We start from the raw sequence: 17198 nt of genomic DNA, 5'->3' as shown, positions 1-17198 counted from the left end.
CTGCCAGGGCGAGGTTCGCCTCGCCAGATCACGGGACACTATGGTCAAGCAAACATTAACGTGGCGGCGCGATCCCTCGGGTGAACGCTGCATGATTGTCACCTTACCCGGGCATCCCACACCCCATTCTCTGCTTTCCCAGCTCGCGCGATTTCTGCAAGCGAATCCACTGCCTGGCGTGCGTGATATCGTCCCTGCGGCACATTCGCTGGGCATTCACTATCAGCCGGAAGTGCTGTGGCGTATCGATCATTCTCTGTCACCTTACAGCCAGCTGGTAAATCGACTGGATGCCATCCTGAGTCGCTTTTCCCCGCAGGAAACGGAGCAGGGACGCGAAATGGTCATTCCTGTCTGCTATCAGGGCGAGTACGCGCCAGACCTGATGGCGATAGCGCAGCATTGCGGGATATCTCCTGAAGAAGTGATCAGCCGTCACCAGCAGAAAGTAGTCGATGTGCTGATGTTAGGCTTCTTACCCGGTCATCCCTACCTTGGGGCGCTGGATGCGATCTTTACCTTGCCGCGTCGCGCCACACCGCGTCTTTCTGTCGCCAAAGGATCGATCGGTATCGCCAACCAGATGGGGGTGATTTACCCACTGACCTCACCGGGCGGCTGGAACCTGATAGGGCGAACGCCACTGACCCTGTTTTCCAGCGAACGCCAACCGGCATGTCTGTTGCAGGCCGGTGATCGTGTGCGCTTTCGGGCCATTGATGAAGCGGAATTCAAAGCGCTGGAGGAAATGCCCTATGTCGCTTGAGGTGTTACACCCCGGCATGGCCAGCAGTTTGCAGGATGAAGGACGCTACGGCTTTCAGCAGGCGGGTGTTCCGATATGTGGTGCGATGGATCGTTATTCACACCGCCTTGCCAATTTGCTGGTTGGCAATCAGCAGGACTGCGCTTCACTGGAAATTACCCTGCTGGGGCCGCGGCTACGCTTCTGGCGTCGTGCCGTTATCGCCATCTGTGGAGCCGATCTGTCACCACACATTGACGGCCAGCCGGTGCCGGTGCAGCAAACGGTCGCTGTCCCTGCGGGGGCGGTGCTAGGGTTTGGTCAACGCCGACAGGGGGCGAGAGCATATCTGGCCGTGCATGGTGGTTTTCACGTTTCACCCACCATGAACAGCCACAGCACCTGCCTGATGGCGCAATTTGGCGGTTTTGCCGGTCGCTATCTGCGGCAGGGTGACCATCTGATTACCCGCAATACCTTTGCCAACGCGACGCCCCGCGTGTTGCCTTTTAACGCGCCCGCACTGTTCCCCCGTGCGCAACAACCCATTCGCCTGATGGCCGGACGTCACTGGCAGCAACTCGCTGCTGATATGCAGCAACGTTTTCTCACTGCTGTTTATCGCATCGGACAGGATTCGAATCGTATGGGCTACCGCCTGGAGGGGGAAGTGATTACCCGGGAACAGGCCATGGAACTGCCTTCGGAAGCGGTGGATTACGGCACCCTGCAATTGCCACCCGATGGCCAGCCAATCATCCTGATGGCCGATGCGCAAACCACCGGGGGCTACCCAAAAATTGCCCATGTCGCCAGCGTTGATCTGCCCCGTCTGGCACAAATGCTGCCTGGCGATGAAATACGGTTTCGGCTGATCAGCGTCGATCAGGCACAACAACTGGCGATTGAGCGTGCTGAATGGCTGAATGCGTTGTGCACGTAAGGGGTATTTTATCTGCGGTAAATATAAACCGGTCAATGACCGGTTTTTTTATCCCTGTTATCTGGCTGCACCAAAATGAGGATATTGCCTGCATAGCGTGCAGCGGAATAAATGATCGCCTGCTAAGTATTATTTATTTCCCTTTTAACGGATCAACAGAGGGGGAAATAAGCGGAAAAATAACCGCGCAAATGAAAATAAAAATCATTTAATTCATCCATCCATCATTTTTATCCTTCAGTGGCACTAAGCACGAAACATTTTTATCAGTTCGACAAATGGCATTTCTCTTGCTCCAGATCAATGACAGTGTTCAGAAAAAAGAATAGCCGCCCGGCTGAGATTGAACCTCCATTTCATTGTTTTATAAGGCAGGTGACAAATGTCGTATGAAGTTGAATCACAATTAACCTTACCTCGTGGGCACACCCGGCCACAGTATCGCGAGAGCAGCGTCGCCCGTCGTGCTGCTATGGCTTCCATGACCGGCACCGCCATTGAATATTATGAGTTCGGCATTTATGGTTTTATGGCGGTTATTATTGGCCCGCTGTTTTTCCCCGGTGGAAATGATACTGCTGCACTGCTTTCGATATTGGCGGTATTTGGCAGCGCGTTCTTAATTCGTCCATTAGGTGGTGTTCTGCTTGGCAGACTTGGCGACCGTATCGGTCGACGCAAAGTATTATTATTGACCGTGCTCGGCATGGGGGGCGCGACGGCAGCCATTGGATTGTTACCGACCGCCGCCGCTGTCGGCATTGCGGCCCCGCTGCTGCTGGTGGTACTGCGCCTGATTCAGGGATTCTTTGCCGGGGCTGAAATCATCGGTGCGGCGGCATTTGTCGCTGAATCCTCCCCCACCGGGCGACGCGGTTTTTATGGCGCATTCACCCCGGTGGGGGTGGCGCTCGGTGGCGGGTTCGCCGCGTTGGTGTGCGGGGTGACCACCAATCTGCTGGACAATACTCAGCTTGCGGCATGGGGCTGGCGCATTCCCTTCCTGCTGACCATACCCTTAGTGATTTTCTCGGCGTTAATTCGCCATCAGGTCGAAGAAACCCCGGCCTTTAAAGCGTTTCTTGCCAGCAACAAAATTCAAAAACGTCCGTTCAGCGATGTCTTCCGTACCCAAACGCCCGCCATGTTACGTGTCATCATGCTGACGTTTGGTCAGAACGCGGGTTACTGGATTGGCCTCGTCTTTATGAATATCTATCTGACCTCCTGGCTGGGTTTTGACAAAAAACAGGTGTTTTGGCTGATGGCCTGTATCAGCCTGGCGATGGCCAGCATGATGCCATTCTGGGGCGGTCTGTCAGATCGCTATGGCCGTCGCGCCATTCTGCGCGTCGGATTTATCGGCTATGTGGTGCTGGTGATCCCCATGATGATGCTGATGGATCACCACAATATCTGGCTGGCCGCGCTGGCAATGTTCATTGCTACGCTGCCGATGCCGATTGTGCAGTCGGTGGGATATCCCACTTATGCCGAGCAGTTCCCGACAGCAATGCGTTACACCGCCATGGCGATCAGCATCAATATGGGGGCCATTCTGGGAGGGGGCATCACGCCTTATTTAGTGACGCTGCTGATCAATAAAACCGGTTTCCTGCTGGTTCCGGGCATCTTTATGGCATGCGCGGCGTTACTGAGCTTATGGACTTTGCTGCGCCTCAAAGATACCCATAATGAGGTGCTGAAATGACCCCTTTTAGCACCCCAGCCGCTTTACGCGCCGCGATAGCGCGCGGTGAATGGCGTCAGCCCACCGCTGGGCTACTGGATGGCTATCAGCAAGCAAATCTGGTGGTGTTACCACAGTCCGCCGCCTATGAATTCCTGCTGTTTTGTGTGCGCAATCCCAAAGCTTGTCCGGTGTTAGCGGTCAGTGAACCGGGGGAAACCGAAATTTTAATGGGAACGAGCCGCATTGACCTGCGCACCATGTTTCCCCGTTATCGGGTCTGGCAACAGGGACAGTTGGTGGATGAACCCTATGATCTGCTCGATGTCTGGCAGGATGATGCCGTGGCGTTCCTGCTGGGATGCAGCCACTCGCTGGATGGTGCCCTGCGCCGTGCTGGCATCCCGGTGAGCCTTGCCGCACCACCGGTTTATCTGACGCAGGTTCCGTGTCAGCCCACCGCCCGCATGCAGGGATACGTGGCCGTGAGTATGCGCCCCGTCGCGGCAGATAAAGTGGATGAAGCGGTGGCGCTGAGCGCTGCCTATCCTTCTGCGCATGGTTTGCCGTTGCATATCGGTGATCCTGCCGGGATCGGTATCACTGATCTGGCAGCACCTGACTTCGGTGTCTTCCCTGGGGTGAAATCCGGGCAGGTGCCGTTGTTTTGGGCGTGCGGTGTCACACCGCAGCAGGTGCTGCCCGCCCTCGGGTGCGCTTACCTGTTTACCCACTACGCCGGGCATATGCTGGTTCTGGATGACGCGGTGGAACACTACTCGGCGCAGCTGCGCTAACGCCATTTGATGCGTGTGTTTAACGCACGCACTTTGGCATGGTATATGCATCGCTGACTGACTCACTTGTCAGTCGGAGCAATAATATGACCAATACAGCATTGACTAATGACGTCGTCGTTAGTCAAAAGAAAAAATGGAGTCAATTGGCTTTAGGTTTGCTTTGCATGATATCGATCTCCAGTCCACAGTATGTCTGGGCATTATTTACCCGCCCATTAATGGAAAAACTTCATGCTCCGCTCGCCGAAATTCAGATTACCTTTTCAATTCTGATTATTCTGCAAACTTTCTTCTCACCCATCCAGGGCAAGCTTATTGATCGCTTTGGTCCACGTAAATTGATTGCTGTCGGAACCGTATTGACCGGACTCAGCTGGATGCTGGTTGCGCACATGGAATCACTGATGGAGTTGTATCTCTATTATGGTGTGTTGGGAGGATTAGGCACCGGCATTGTTTATATTGGTGTCGTTGGTCTGATGGTGCGCTGGTTTCCTGAGAAGAGGGGGTTTGCTACCGGCATGGTGGCAGCAGGATATGGTATGGGGGCGGTGCTGACGACGTTTCCGATCACCACTTCTCTGGCAGTGAAAGGGCTGGAAAATACCTTATGGCAGTTTGGCCTGATGATGGCTGTGGTGGGTTTTATTGCCAGCCAGGGGTTGCGGGCACCCCATCGTTCCATTGCGGAGGGTGTTGCATCGCCTGACAATGTCAGCAGCAAACACTTCACCTCAAGAGAAATGTTACGTCAGCCACTTTTCTGGTTGATGTTTATCATGATGACCATGATGTCGACTTCTGGCCTGATGGTGACATCACAAATGGCCATCTTTGCTGGCGATTTTGGTATTACCTCGGTCACGGTACTGGGTATGGCTGCGCTCCCGCTGGCAATGACCATTGACCGTTTTATGAATGGCCTGACGCGACCGGTCTGCGGCTATATTTCCGATCGTATTGGTCGTGAAAAGATGATGTTCATTGCTTTTGGTCTGGAAGGTTGTGCCATGGCGTTATGGCTGTTGTGCAAAGATGATCCCCTGCTGTTTGTATTGCTGTCCGGGGTGGTCTTTTTTGGCTGGGGAGAGATATTTTCATTATTCCCGGCCACGCTAACAGATACATTTGGCACCCGTTTCGCAACGGCTAACTATGGATGGTTGTATATCTCGCAGGGAATTGGCTCAATCTTTGGCGGCCCGCTGGCGGCATTACTGTATCAACATACCAGCAGCTGGAGCCTGGTATTCGCCTGCGCCATCACGCTGGATATTGTGTGCGCATTGCTGGCCTTACTGGTACTCAAACCCTGGCGCAGCCGCTTTATCCAGCAATTAAAAGCGTCTGCCTAAGCGAGTTCGAATTTATTCTGCCGGAGTGACGGCATCGTTCTGAAAAATTCCTGTCACAGGAAAATACCAGCCGAATCTCTCGTGGCTGGTATTTTTTTATCTTTATTGCTGAAAGCCTGTTTTAAGTTGACGTGTTTTGTTGTTGCGTAATGTTACAAAGGCCTGTTACCAAAATTAAGTGACAGGACAGGGTGTAAAAACATGGTTGAGACATCGATCACAATTTTCATCATTGCGATTCCTGTAGGGTTACGGGTAACAGATTGGGTGACTTTGTTAAGTTGTCATGTTTGTTTTCCAATCGTGACTTTCATATCCAGGGGCGCACTGATGAAAGAAAAGAATAATATTGCATTACCTGCTAAACGATGGTGGTATTTAATGCCAGTCATCTTTATAACGTATAGCCTGGCTTATTTGGATAGGGCAAACTATGGATTTGCCGCAGCATCGGGAATAGAGAAAGATCTGGGTATATCTCATGCGACTTCATCGCTTATTGGCGCATTGTTCTTTCTGGGTTATTTCTTTTTTCAGGTTCCGGGTGCCCTTTACGCCGTTCATCGCAGCGTGCGGAAACTCATTTTCGTTAGTTTAATTTTGTGGGGTTGCTGTGCGACCGTGACGGGATTCGTCACCAATATTCCCATGCTGATGGTTATCCGTTTCATATTGGGGGTTGTGGAAGCGGCGGTGATGCCCGCGATGTTGATTTATATCAGTAACTGGTTCACCAGGACAGAACGTTCCAGAGCGAATACCTTCCTTGTCTTAGGGAATCCTGTGACTGTGCTATGGATGTCAATCGTATCAGGATACCTGATTGACGCCTGGGGCTGGCGGGAAATGTTTATCATTGAAGGTGGCCCTGCAGTGCTGTGGGCATTTGTCTGGTGGGTTTTGGTCAGAGATAAGCCGTCGCAGGTGACATGGCTAAATGCTGAGGAAAAGCGCGTTCTACAAAACCAACTGGATGAAGAACAAAAGAACATTAAGCCGATGCGCAATTATGGCGAGGCTTTACGGTCAAAAAAAGTGGTCATGCTGTGCTTCGTGCATGCACTCTGGAGTGTGGGTGTTTATGGTTTTATGATGTGGATGCCTTCCATCCTGAAAATGGCCGCCACCATTGATATTGTCTCCGTTGGCTGGCTCACCGCAGTGCCATACTTTGCCGCCATTGTTACCATGCTGTTGGTTTCCTGGTTATCGGACAAATTTCAAACCAGGAAGGTATTTATCTGGCCATTATTAATGATTGCGTCGATAACCTTCTTTAGTTCCTGGCTGATGGGTTCCCAGCATTTTTGGACTTCATACGGTTTGCTGGTATTGGCTGCGGCTTGTATGTACGCCCCCTATGGACCCTTCTTCGCTTTTATTCCGGAAATATTACCGAAGAATGTGGCAGGCGTTTCAATGGGGCTGATTAATTGCTGTGGCGCGTTAGGGGCATTTCTTGGAGCATGGTTAGTCGGTTATTTAAATGGTCTCACTCACTCGCCAGGCGCATCCTATACCTTTATGGCTATTTCATTGTTGATGTCGGTTGTCGTGATGTTCTATGTTAATTCGTCGAGCGATAATGATTCAGAAATCAGCAAAGCTAAATTGATGATGGAATAACAGGAAATTGAGATAAGGTCATCGCCTACGCACTGCCAAAAAAATGTAATGATTATGGCGGTATTTATTGCCGCCATAATGGATACCAATCCTTTCTATCTTTGCATCCATTCAGTTCACTTCCTCTCAAAAAACTGCCTGTAAGATGAGCCATTCCAGGTAAGGGGTGACAAATTGAGTCAATGTTAAATTCTGGTTATTTATCTGTCATATAACGATATTTCATAACTAATCACGCCAAAAAGGTTGCCAGATCTGGATGAATGTGGAAATCTGTCCGTCTGGACATCCAAACATCTAGATGATGACAACTATAAATAGTAAACATGACGCAACTAACTTTAACTAATGAAATAGAGCAGACTGAATCACCAGGCTCAGCTGTTCACACCATCCGCAGCGCTTCCGATGTCAGCCAGTTAGTCAACAACTCCACCCAGGCGCGCAGCAATGCACGCATCATTGTTGCCATTGCGCTCGGCGGTATCTTTCTTGATGCCTACGATCTCGGTGCACTGGCCTTCGGGGTAAAAGACATCACGCGTGAATTCGGTCTTGGCCCAAAAGGCATTGGTCTGGTGGTCTCCGCGATCACCATGGGTGCCATTGTCGGCGCGCTGATCGGCGGTTATCTGACTGATAAGATTGGCCGTTATCGTGTCTTTATGGCGGATATGTTTTTCTTTGTCTTTGCCGCTATTTTGGGTGCTCTGGCACCGAATGCCGAAGTGCTCGGCATCAGCCGTTTTATTATGGGGCTGGGTATCGGCATTGACCTCCCGGTAGCGATGGCTTTTCTGGCTGAGTTTTCCCGGCTAAAAGGGCGGGGCAACAAAGCCGCCAGCATCGCGATGTGGTGTCCGACCTGGTACGCCGCCATCTCGGTTTCCTACCTGTTGGTGCTGGCCTTCTTTTATTGGCTGCCGGAAAGTCAGACTGCATCCCTGTGGCGCTATATTGTCGGATTTGGTGCGGTTCCCGCGCTGGTGATCCTGACGATTCGTAAGCGTTATATGACGGAATCTCCGGTATGGGCCGCCAATCAGGGTGACCTGGAGCAGGCAGCGCAAATTCTGCGGGTGTCCTACAACATTCCGGCAGTGGCCGCTCCACAGGCGGAAGCAGCAGGTTCGTCAACCGCTATCAGACATAAAGCGAGCTGGAAGAACTACGGTTTACTGCTGCGGGGCCACTACCTGCGCCGTACCATCCTGACCAGTGTGATGTCTTTCGTGTCACCTTTTGCTTACGGTGCCATTGCTTTTGGGTTACCGATCATCGTTTCCACGTTGTTCCAGCAGTCGATGCTGACCACCATTTTAGTTTCGCTGGCGCTCAATCTGTTTTTCGCTTTTACCGGTGGATTGGCTGCCGTAAGGCTGGTGCCGCGTTTTGGTGCGCGAGCGATGAGTATTGCAGGGTACGCGTGTCAGTTAGTGGCCTTGCTGGGACTCGCGCTGGCGGGACGACCTGATGATGAGCTGAAGGCGGCCTTATGCTGCGCTTATCTGGCGCTATTTCTGCTGGGACAGGGGTTTGGACCTGGTGCACAGACCATGGTGTATGCCTCACTGAGCTACCCGGCATCAATACGTGGGGTTGGGGTAGGGCTGAATCAGACCATCACCCGTTTCGCCACCACTATCGCGCTGTTTTTATTCCCGCTTCTGACCGCAAGTCTGGACACCGGCCTGTTCTGGGTGATTGCCCTGTCGCCGGTGTTGGGTCTGCTGGCACTGTTTGCGATCCGCTGGGAGCCTGCTGGCTATGACATCGATGCTGAAGATTATGCCGATGTTGTGCAGCGTTAATACGATAATTATCCAGGAAAGAAAAAATGTCTTTTACTGAAATTCAGGTAGTACCGGGGCCGGCTAACTATTACTGCTTTCCGGGCGCGATCCGTGAATTAAACAATTTCTACAGCGAATCTGACTTACAGCACGCGATGTGGTTGTATGGCGAGCAAGCCTTGCAGGCCGCTCAGGCCTGGTTGCCAGAGGCATTTACGGTTGAATCTGCCGGTAAAGCCTGTATCCGTGAGCACTGTAATGAACCGCTGATAAGCCGTCTGGCTGAACAGGCCGGACCGCGCTGCAAAGTCATTATTGGCGTTGGTGGTGGCACGGTGATGGATAGTGCGAAAGCGCTGGCAGCCCGTATGCAATTACCGGTGGTGTTGATTCCCACCATTGCGGCGACCTGCGCAGCCTGGACGCCGCTCTCCGTCTGGTATAACCCACAGGGGGAGAATATCGGCTATGAGATCTTTAAACAGGCGAACCATCTGGTTTTAGTTGAGCCAGAAATCATTCTGCAAGCGCCAGCGCCTTACCTGCTGGCGGGGATCGCCGATACGTTAGCCAAGTGGTATGAGGCCAGCGTTCTGGTGGGGAGTGCCGAGGCCGCTACAGTGCCTTATCTCGCACGTACCGCACTCAATATGGCGCACGGACTCAGGGAGTTGCTGCTCAGTGACAGTGCAACCGTATTAGCCGATCAATGCCATGGAACATTGACCGCGCGTTTTATCGCTGTGGTGGATGCTGTGATTGCCGGTGGCGGATTAATCGGCGGGTTGGGCGAACGTTTCACCCGCGTGGCTGCGGCTCATTCGGTACACAATGGTATGACGGTACTGCCGCAAACGCATAGCATTCTGCATGGTATCAAAGTGGCGTACGGGATTCTGGTTCAGGTCGCACTGATGAAGGACGAGCAGGAGCTGCAAATGCTGCTGAGCTTCTATCGTCAGCTGAAATTGCCAACCAGCCTGCGCGAACTGGGTATCGATATCTCAGACAAAGCACAAATTGATGCGATGATTGCCCATACCCTGCGTGCGAAAGAGACCATTCACCTGATGCCGGTTAACGTCACTGCGGAAGTGCTGTTCGAGGCGATGGAAACCGTTGAGCAGGCAACTGAGACAGTCAGCAGCGTCGATATTTAAACAGGTTACGCGACCGGGGAGCAGGGCATCATTTATTCTCCCCGGCGCTATAAATGGGAACAAGCCTGGTCGTAGCGGTAAGATTGTCGAAAACTTCAGTTTCAGATGTACTGATGATCATCCCTTTCTTGCGCAGATTCAGCACATCGGCGGCGATACGCTGTTGACCAAACCAGAATAAACCGTCCAGCGCCGATACCGATAATCCTTCTTCCAGTGCGCGTTTGAGACGTTCGCGCGGCGCTTTTGTCTCTTTGGCGATTTGCTGGTAAGGGGCGGCTGTTGCTCCGGCAGAATCTATTCGCCGGATACGGGTTACCAGCCGGTACTGGAATTCATCTGGGATGCTGCTTAAGTCTGATTTCAGGCTCCAGGTACAGCCAAAACGTTTGCCGTTGAACGTAGCGCTTTTACGGGTAATAAGCAGCTCATCACGCAATCTGGCAATCAGCTGCGGGGTTCGTACCAGCAACAGCCGGAAAGGCAACTCAAAACTGGTGACGTAATCCATATGCAGCAATGCAATACGCAACCTTTCTTCCGCACCCGCCTGCAACTGACGGCACTCCTCAAGAACTTCGGCCCACTGACGGGTGCGGTCAGGCGTTTCGTTTAGCTCCATGAAGCTGTACTTCTCTATCTGATACTCTATCCGTTTTAGCATTGCCGCAGGTTTTCCTTCTTCAGGGAACTTAACCAAACCACTGTAACTGCCCAAATAGCGCTTAAGTATTTCATATTAGCGCGCAAAAATCCGTCTCAATGTTGCAACATCCTGAACGGGATGATTGTCTTTGATTAAATGATTGCCAATATATTTCCTTCTTACCTGCGGTTATAATTATTAATATTCGGATCGCACGAAAGAAAGCATTCAATAATTATAACAATCTGGCAGCAAATAACAAACAACCAGCAGGGTGTAAGTCGATGCCCCCTCTGGCTGCCCTCAAATATTAATTAAATTTTGTGATCCACTTCAAATAAATTATTTAAATAACATAAAAACAGAAAAAATAAATCACTTTGTTATGCAAATGCACATTGTCTTGTTTCGCCAGGAATCATATCTTCTTCTTATCAAAAGAAACTGTTATTAAATCATGGCCCCATATTATACAAAGTAGAAAGACATTTCATTACAGTACAAATAATAAATTAATCAGATTCCTGTGCCCTGAATAATTCATTATTTGCATTTTTGATCTTCTAACAAGTTTAAGGTGGTGTCACATGGCTCAATTAAATGAAATTGATGACATATCGCATGACAGGAAAACCAATGTCAGATGGCATATTGTTATTATTTTATTTATCATAACGGCAGTGAGTGTGGGGGATCGCTCAACGCTGGCAATTGCAGGTAAAGATATGACATCTGCCCTGGGTATCAACCCCGGTCAGATGGGATGGATATTCTCGGCGTTTGCATGGGCATACTGTCTGGCGCAGATTCCCGGTGGCTGGTTACTCGACCGTTTTGGTTCGAAAAAGATTTACCTGTGCGGCTTGTGTCTGTGGTCCGTTTTTACCTTGTTGCAAGGTTGTGTGGAAATTTTCCATGGTCTCGGTGCCGTTGTTTGCTTCACCATTCTTCTCTTCCTTGTCGGCCTGTGCGAAGCGCCGGTGATGCCGGGCAATAGCCGTTTTGTTGCTGCCTGGTTTCCGTCTAAAGAACGTGCTACTGCCGCTGCAGTATTTAATTCCGCACAATATTTCGCCACGGCTATTTTCGCCCCGATAATGGGATGGCTGACACTCAATTATGGTTGGCAATCGATTTTTATCTTTATGGGCGTGCTGGGAATTGTGATTACTTTTACAGCGGCAAGAGTAATTCATAATCCATTGGATCACCCCCGGGTTAATAGCGAAGAAATTGATTATATCCGTCAGGGTGGGGCACTGGTGGATATGGACCAAAGTAACACCAAATCAAAAGCCGGATTTGATTTAAACGCCTTAAAACAATTAATGACAAGCCGTATGTTATTGGGGGTTTATCTTGGTCAGTATTGCATTAACGTTCTGACTTTCTTTTTTATTACCTGGTTCCCACTGTATCTGGCGATGGAAAAAGGGCTGAATATCAAAACAGTCGGGTTTATTGCTGCCATACCGGCGATTTGCGGTTTCCTGGGCGGGCTGATGGGGGGCGTTATTTCGGATCGTATTCTGCGCATCACAAAATCTCTCTCCGTTGCACGCAAGACACCGATTGTCCTCGGCATGTTGCTGTCAATGGTGATGGTGTTCTGTAACTATGTCGATTCGATTTATCTGGTTGTTTTATTTATGTCTTTAGCGTTTCTCGGCAAAGGAATTGGCGCACTGGGATGGGCGGTGATGTCCGATACCGCACCCAAAGAGATGGCGGGTGTGGCCGGTGGCATTTTCAACTTGTGTGGTAACTTTGCAGGGATTGTTTCCCCGGTGGTTATTGGCTACATCGTCAAAGCAACCGGGCACTTTGAATGGGCGCTGGTGTTCGTCGCCATTCATGCGCTGATCGCCATTTTCAGCTTTGTGGTGATTGTCGGTCCGATCAAACGCCTCGAACTTAAAAGAGCGGAATAACACGGTAACCAACGGCTAAACAACCATCGAAATATCGGTGGTGTTGATTCTGACTCCCCCTCTTTTATGAAGGGGAGTGGATTATAAACTGTGATTAAATAACCATTCTCTGGCCGCGTTGATATAGAAAAACTTCCTGGCCGATCCCATATGATCAACACCCGCAAATGTCAGAAAGGTGATGTTGCCGTTTTGCCTGAGGTAACCGTTCATTTGTTCGGTCAGTTTATCCTGTTTATCTTCCGGGAAGATTAATGTCGGGTCCAGGAGCTCAGATGGGCGAACGACTTTAGCACCTGCGTTTTCCCATACGGGGACGCATTTTTCATTCCACGGAGTAGCTTTAGTGTCATCTGAACCGGTAATAATCAGTACTTTCTGGTTAGCCAGGGTGACAACATCAGAGGGCCGCTGCTGTCCGGCAATAATGAGACCGGCGGCATAAGTGCCCGGATATTTCGCCATCAGCCATAACGAAGTCATTGCCCCCATTGACCAGCCAGTGCAGTAGACCCGTTTAGGATCAATTTTGAGCTCTTTATCCCGGCGATCATCAAGATTTGGATTACCGTAATTCCAGGTATTGCTCAGCAGTGATTGCACAAGGCGATGTGTGTTTTCAACGTCGCTGGTGTGTTCCCAATAATCATTCATCGTCGTGCGTTCATAGCGAGGGGTGATCACCACACACTCATGACGTGCCTGTTCTTCAGGCAAGCCCCAGATGCTGGCGATGCATTGTTCGGTCAGTGTTTGCGCGCAGGTGCCATCATAGCTGGTACCGGAATGGGTCACCGCGAGCAACAGCGGATAAGATTTTTTCTCGCCGCCGGGTTTAAGGAAGGATGACGGGAGGAAAATGCTGTACTCCAGCCATGCTGAACGTGAGTCATCCCACCACCAGTGATTCTGTTCCCAGCCGTCAAGACCGCGGGTTACGACGTTATTGCCGCGCTGACCACTGTTACTCCAGATATTTTTACTGCCAGCATAGGTCACTCCGGAAAGTGTTTTTACCACCCCGAGTTGAATAAGTTCGACCCTGTCGCTGTCTTTCGTCGGCAGGCTCAGATCCGTGTCGTGATGAAACTCGATGATCACGTATTTTCCCGCAACCGTTTTCCCAGCCGGTTGTAATGCCGGGACGGAGTTGGTGTAGACACGGTCAATTTCTCTCGAAATGGCCGTCGCATGTGTAGCATTTTTATCCGCTGCCTGAGGCATTCCGGGAAAATATCCTGCTGCTGCAGGCACCACAGCAGCGTGGAAACTGGCAGCATTAAGCCCGGCTGCATCAATATCGGTATCATACTCGGCAGCGATGCCATATACCTTTTCGCCACCACCGGTGACTTCCGTCAGGGCATAAATACGCTGGAGACCGGGAGAAAGCGTTTTGCTGTTTTCACCGTCGCCCAGGGATGAAGAGGCTGCCATGAACCCATTGCCGCCACCGGATGCCCTGGCACCACTGACCATACCTGTCATGACAGCTCCCGTCAGAGCCGTTCCCACCGCCATAAAGCTTCTTCTTGATATTCCTGCCATCTCTTTTTACTCAATATGATAATGATAAAATACAAGGGGTTGATGACTTGTCTGCCACATTGATCAGCCCGCTATCTCTTTGATGTTTTCCAGCTGTGCAACGATAAAAGCGGCTGCCTTCTCAGCTGCACCTGGCGCAAAAGGCGAGCTGCGAGCTTCGTAGGTAAAACGGGTGTAGCTCTGTTTGTCAGGCATATATTTTGCTGCCCCATCAGCCATGGTCACGATGAATGTATGAGGGAAAGGTGAGGCATTGCGTATCAGGGCGCCGGTAACTGCGTTGAGCTCCGGCTGGACACAGACGAATACAATGTCACCCCATCGCATCAAGGTAATTGGCATGTCGGCATACCCAGCCGGGGTGTAACGGAAAGCACTGAGCGGACCTGTGGGCGCATTTTTAGCAGAAAAATTCACCACAGGTACGGATACTGATTTCCTGAACAGTGCGAGCGGCTTTACTGGACCGGTTTTGATCGCTGAGCACACTTTTCCGACTTCATTGCCCAGCCGTTCTCCCAACATCTCTGCAATAACAAAACCCGCTTCATGGACATCCTTTCGTGCAGGTTTGCCATCCGTTCCGCTAACATGGCGGTTTGCCTGGAGATAGGGAACCTGATCGCCTGCGGCACCGGGAAGGTAAAAGGCGACCGTGCCTGCACCGAAATAGGTTTCTACATGGCTCACGGTAAATCCGGCCAGGTCGGCACTGATGAGTCTCCCGCCTGCTGCATTTCGTGAAGCATCCATAACGGCAGGCTGGACAGCATAGTTAATCAACACCGCCAGCGGCTGACCATCGCGACCATCAATGCGCACAACCCCTGTGTGGGGATCGCTGAATCCTGATTCATCTGCCCCCAGCCACCACCCAGATGCTGTCTCAACATCCCGATTTACCCCGATACGACTAAACCCCGCTCCCGCACCCATTTTTGCTGGCACCAGACCGGAAAAAGCTTGCTTTATGGCTATACGCAAGGCATCGCAGTAGGCTTCAATCAGCTTTTTATCCTGAGGGGATAAGCTGTCCCCCCGTGTTGTGTCGGGGATATGGGGCGTGGAAAAACTATGGCTGGCGATGATGATGACCTGTGAAGCGGGTATGCCGGTTATTTCCTGCACAATGGCCTTCATATCTGCCACCAAAGACAGGGCAAGCGATGTCAGATCAACCACCACCATTGCCTGCGATAGCTGGCCGTCATTCAGCAACAAGGCTCTGATAAAAAGCGCGTCGTGTTCACCAGTGAAATCCCCGATTGGCAACAGATCTGTCAAATTAACGTTGCTGCGACCGACACCTGCGCGCAGCAGGGTATTTTCGCTCGAACTGGCCATAACGGGTTTTACTTTGAGCAGTGTTGCTGCGACCAGCCCAACACCTGTTTTCAAAACAGTCCGTCGTGATGTCAAATTTAACTCCTGAAGATGAGCAGCCTGAAGTCAGGCTATTTTCAGTGCCAGCTCGGTGCCGCGTTTAATCGGGAGCGTTACGGAAATGAATCCATTTGCCGGATCGCGTATGTACTCAAGAAAGTCAGGTTCCGCATTGTCATTCAGGATATAGCCACCAATGCGTAGCTGTGGCGCGATTACCTTAAGTACCTGCAGTGCCAGGGAAGGACCTTCAGCCGTTGGCCAGCCATCAATGAGCACAAAATCCACCGGGCCGCCCAACTCTTGCAACGTTTCTCTGGCATCTCCAATACGGATGTCGACATAGCCCTGAAGGTTAGCATCTGAAAGATTGCGTCTGGCCATTTCAGCTTTTTGTTCGACAAATTCAGAACCAATGACCAGACCCCCACCGTTGTCCCGCATCGCGGCGGCAAAGTAGAGAGTGGACATGCCAACTGAGGTCGCAAAATCAACTACGCGTCGTGCACGCATGCCGCGACAGAGCAGGTAAATCAGATTTCCCTGCTCTGGATGGATTGAAAAGCCGTACTCAGCAAAAGCATATGGGTTCCAGGCTGCTCCCTCTGCAAAAGTCTCAGGCGTCGGGTGGCGCCGTTCGCTGTTCATACGTGAGATCACCTTGAGGAACACGGGATCACTGATGGGACAAGACCCTGTTGCTAAATCTGCGTTGCGATGTGGCATATCGTTGCTCCCGTTAAAAAGGCTCATTCGAAATTTAAAGATAGCCTCGATTTCTCAGCTAGTTTCCAAATGGTACTTGTCGGTACCATAATGTTATTTACACAGATATGTCAATCAGGGAGTGCCCTATAACGATAACGAGAACAGCGAGTGGATAAGTCTTTTGGGCTATGGCCGAACATCTTGATTTAGTGTATAAATGTTCCATATCTGATCACGTAATAAGGTTAAAGGATGTCCAGAACGGGAAAAAAAGAACAGGATAAATTAGATGTCTTGCTGGATAATGCTTTTCTTCTTTTTATAGAAAATGGATTTTCTGCCACAACCACCAATATGATAGCCAGTAAATGCATGATATCAAAAAGGGAAATATATAAATTTTTTCCAGAGAAAAAGGATTTATATATGGCGGTCGTGGCACAAAATGCAGATAAGGTGCTGGATATTCCGCAACAGCATGAAACCATGACGATGGAGGATGGGTTAATAAAAATATTCCATCTGGAGAATGATTCATGGGTTGATAAGGAAAATGAAAGGTATAAGTTTCTGACAATGCTATTGAAAGACGGCATTGAACACCCGGATATTTTTGATGCCATGTATGCCAGTGGCGTAATTCATCATAGAGAACGTTTGCTTAACTGGATGGAAGCGCAAATTGCTGCTGGGCAATTAGCACCCCAATCACCAGAAAAGCTAGGTGTAATATGTTCTATGATCATGGATGTTGTTTTTGGTGCATTAACGCCAAAGCGGCGCGCAAGGGATGACTTCCCGTCCAGAAAAAAACATATCATTGCAGCATTAGACATAATTTTAAAAGGCATTAATGTTAACTGATAATTT

Annotated in this window: 14 protein-coding genes; 10 read left to right on the top strand and 4 right to left on the bottom strand. The window is 50.4% G+C overall.

The features are described from left to right. The first annotated feature begins 40 nt into the window (after nt 1-40). The 8 genes from pxpB to CUN67_RS27830 all read left to right on the top strand — a co-directional run bounded on the left by pxpB (nt 41) and on the right by CUN67_RS27830 (nt 10112). Nucleotides 41-766 carry a 5-oxoprolinase subunit PxpB gene (gene pxpB / locus CUN67_RS27865; protein ID WP_208718689.1) on the top strand — a complete coding sequence of 242 codons (726 nt, stop codon included), beginning with the start codon at nt 41-43 and terminating at the stop codon, nt 764-766. After that, a complete protein-coding gene (locus tag CUN67_RS27860; RefSeq protein WP_208718688.1) occupies nt 756-1688 on the top strand; it encodes a biotin-dependent carboxyltransferase family protein in 933 nt (310 codons plus the stop codon). The genes pxpB and CUN67_RS27860 overlap by 11 nt, the downstream gene beginning before the upstream one ends. Nucleotides 1689-2070: 382 nt before the next feature. After that, entirely contained in the window at nt 2071-3399 is a 1329-nt protein-coding gene (locus CUN67_RS27855; RefSeq protein ID WP_208718687.1) for an MFS transporter, read from the top strand. Beyond that, nucleotides 3396-4175: a D-glutamate cyclase family protein gene (locus CUN67_RS27850; protein WP_208718686.1), complete on the top strand. Its 780-nt coding sequence runs from the start codon at nt 3396-3398 to the stop codon at nt 4173-4175. The genes CUN67_RS27855 and CUN67_RS27850 overlap by 4 nt, the downstream gene beginning before the upstream one ends. Before the next feature lie 86 nt (nt 4176-4261). Next, nucleotides 4262-5533 (top strand): oxalate/formate MFS antiporter, encoded by a 1272-nt coding sequence (gene oxlT, locus CUN67_RS27845; protein WP_208718685.1) that lies wholly within the window; start codon nt 4262-4264, stop codon nt 5531-5533. 330 nt (nt 5534-5863) lie between these two features. Next, on the top strand, nt 5864-7159 hold the full coding sequence (locus tag CUN67_RS27840) for an MFS transporter (protein WP_208718684.1): 1296 nt from the start codon (nt 5864-5866) through the stop codon (nt 7157-7159). A 326-nt stretch (nt 7160-7485) separates the two neighbouring features. After that, the gene (locus tag CUN67_RS27835; RefSeq protein ID WP_208718683.1) at nt 7486-8970 is read left to right on the top strand and encodes an MFS transporter; all 1485 of its coding nucleotides are present in this window, start codon (nt 7486-7488) and stop codon (nt 8968-8970) included. A gap of 26 nt (nt 8971-8996) precedes the next feature. Beyond that, nucleotides 8997-10112, top strand: coding sequence for an oxidoreductase (locus CUN67_RS27830; RefSeq protein WP_208718682.1), 1116 nt, complete (start codon nt 8997-8999; stop codon nt 10110-10112). Nucleotides 10113-10140: 28 nt separating this feature from the next. Here CUN67_RS27830 and CUN67_RS27825 read toward each other — a convergent pair whose 3' ends face one another. Then, a complete protein-coding gene (locus tag CUN67_RS27825; RefSeq protein WP_208718681.1) occupies nt 10141-10776 on the bottom strand; it encodes a DNA-binding protein in 636 nt (211 codons plus the stop codon). A gap of 569 nt (nt 10777-11345) precedes the next feature. Between CUN67_RS27825 and CUN67_RS27820 the strand changes: the two genes are divergently transcribed. Further along, on the top strand, nt 11346-12689 hold the full coding sequence (locus CUN67_RS27820; RefSeq protein WP_208718680.1) for an MFS transporter: 1344 nt from the start codon (nt 11346-11348) through the stop codon (nt 12687-12689). Between the two features lie 81 nt (nt 12690-12770). On the opposite strand, the gene CUN67_RS27815 is transcribed toward CUN67_RS27820, so the two are convergent. From CUN67_RS27815 to CUN67_RS27805, 3 genes are all read right to left on the bottom strand, one after another. Continuing rightward, complete coding sequence (locus CUN67_RS27815) at nt 12771-14237, bottom strand: alpha/beta hydrolase-fold protein (RefSeq protein ID WP_208718679.1); 1467 nt, start codon at nt 14235-14237, stop codon at nt 12771-12773. A 63-nt stretch (nt 14238-14300) separates the two neighbouring features. Further along, nucleotides 14301-15656, bottom strand: coding sequence for a hypothetical protein (locus CUN67_RS27810; RefSeq protein ID WP_208718678.1), 1356 nt, complete (start codon nt 15654-15656; stop codon nt 14301-14303). 30 nt (nt 15657-15686) lie between these two features. Continuing rightward, entirely contained in the window at nt 15687-16346 is a 660-nt protein-coding gene (locus CUN67_RS27805; protein WP_208718677.1) for an O-methyltransferase, read from the bottom strand. A 234-nt stretch (nt 16347-16580) separates the two neighbouring features. Here CUN67_RS27805 and CUN67_RS27800 point away from each other — a divergent pair, with 234 nt between their 5' ends. Further along, the gene (locus tag CUN67_RS27800; RefSeq protein WP_208718676.1) at nt 16581-17192 is read left to right on the top strand and encodes a TetR/AcrR family transcriptional regulator; all 612 of its coding nucleotides are present in this window, start codon (nt 16581-16583) and stop codon (nt 17190-17192) included. The last annotated feature ends 6 nt before the right edge of the window (nt 17193-17198 follow it).

It is taken from the genome of Pantoea cypripedii, assembly GCF_011395035.1.
Lineage (GTDB): Bacteria > Pseudomonadota > Gammaproteobacteria > Enterobacterales > Enterobacteriaceae > Pantoea > Pantoea cypripedii_A.
This window is presented reverse-complemented; position numbering and strand designations above follow the sequence as displayed.

Coding starts and splice junctions, on each gene's coding strand:
- pxpB (WP_208718689.1), top strand. CDS start 41: ATGGTCAAGCAAACATTAACGTGGCGGCGCGATCCCTCGGGTGAACGC.
- CUN67_RS27860 (WP_208718688.1), top strand. CDS start 756: ATGTCGCTTGAGGTGTTACACCCCGGCATGGCCAGCAGTTTGCAGGAT.
- CUN67_RS27855 (WP_208718687.1), top strand. CDS start 2,071: ATGTCGTATGAAGTTGAATCACAATTAACCTTACCTCGTGGGCACACC.
- CUN67_RS27850 (WP_208718686.1), top strand. CDS start 3,396: ATGACCCCTTTTAGCACCCCAGCCGCTTTACGCGCCGCGATAGCGCGC.
- oxlT (WP_208718685.1), top strand. CDS start 4,262: ATGACCAATACAGCATTGACTAATGACGTCGTCGTTAGTCAAAAGAAA.
- CUN67_RS27840 (WP_208718684.1), top strand. CDS start 5,864: ATGAAAGAAAAGAATAATATTGCATTACCTGCTAAACGATGGTGGTAT.
- CUN67_RS27835 (WP_208718683.1), top strand. CDS start 7,486: ATGACGCAACTAACTTTAACTAATGAAATAGAGCAGACTGAATCACCA.
- CUN67_RS27830 (WP_208718682.1), top strand. CDS start 8,997: ATGTCTTTTACTGAAATTCAGGTAGTACCGGGGCCGGCTAACTATTAC.
- CUN67_RS27825 (WP_208718681.1), bottom strand. CDS start 10,776: ATGCTAAAACGGATAGAGTATCAGATAGAGAAGTACAGCTTCATGGAG.
- CUN67_RS27820 (WP_208718680.1), top strand. CDS start 11,346: ATGGCTCAATTAAATGAAATTGATGACATATCGCATGACAGGAAAACC.
- CUN67_RS27815 (WP_208718679.1), bottom strand. CDS start 14,237: ATGGCAGGAATATCAAGAAGAAGCTTTATGGCGGTGGGAACGGCTCTG.
- CUN67_RS27805 (WP_208718677.1), bottom strand. CDS start 16,346: ATGCCACATCGCAACGCAGATTTAGCAACAGGGTCTTGTCCCATCAGT.
- CUN67_RS27800 (WP_208718676.1), top strand. CDS start 16,581: ATGTCCAGAACGGGAAAAAAAGAACAGGATAAATTAGATGTCTTGCTG.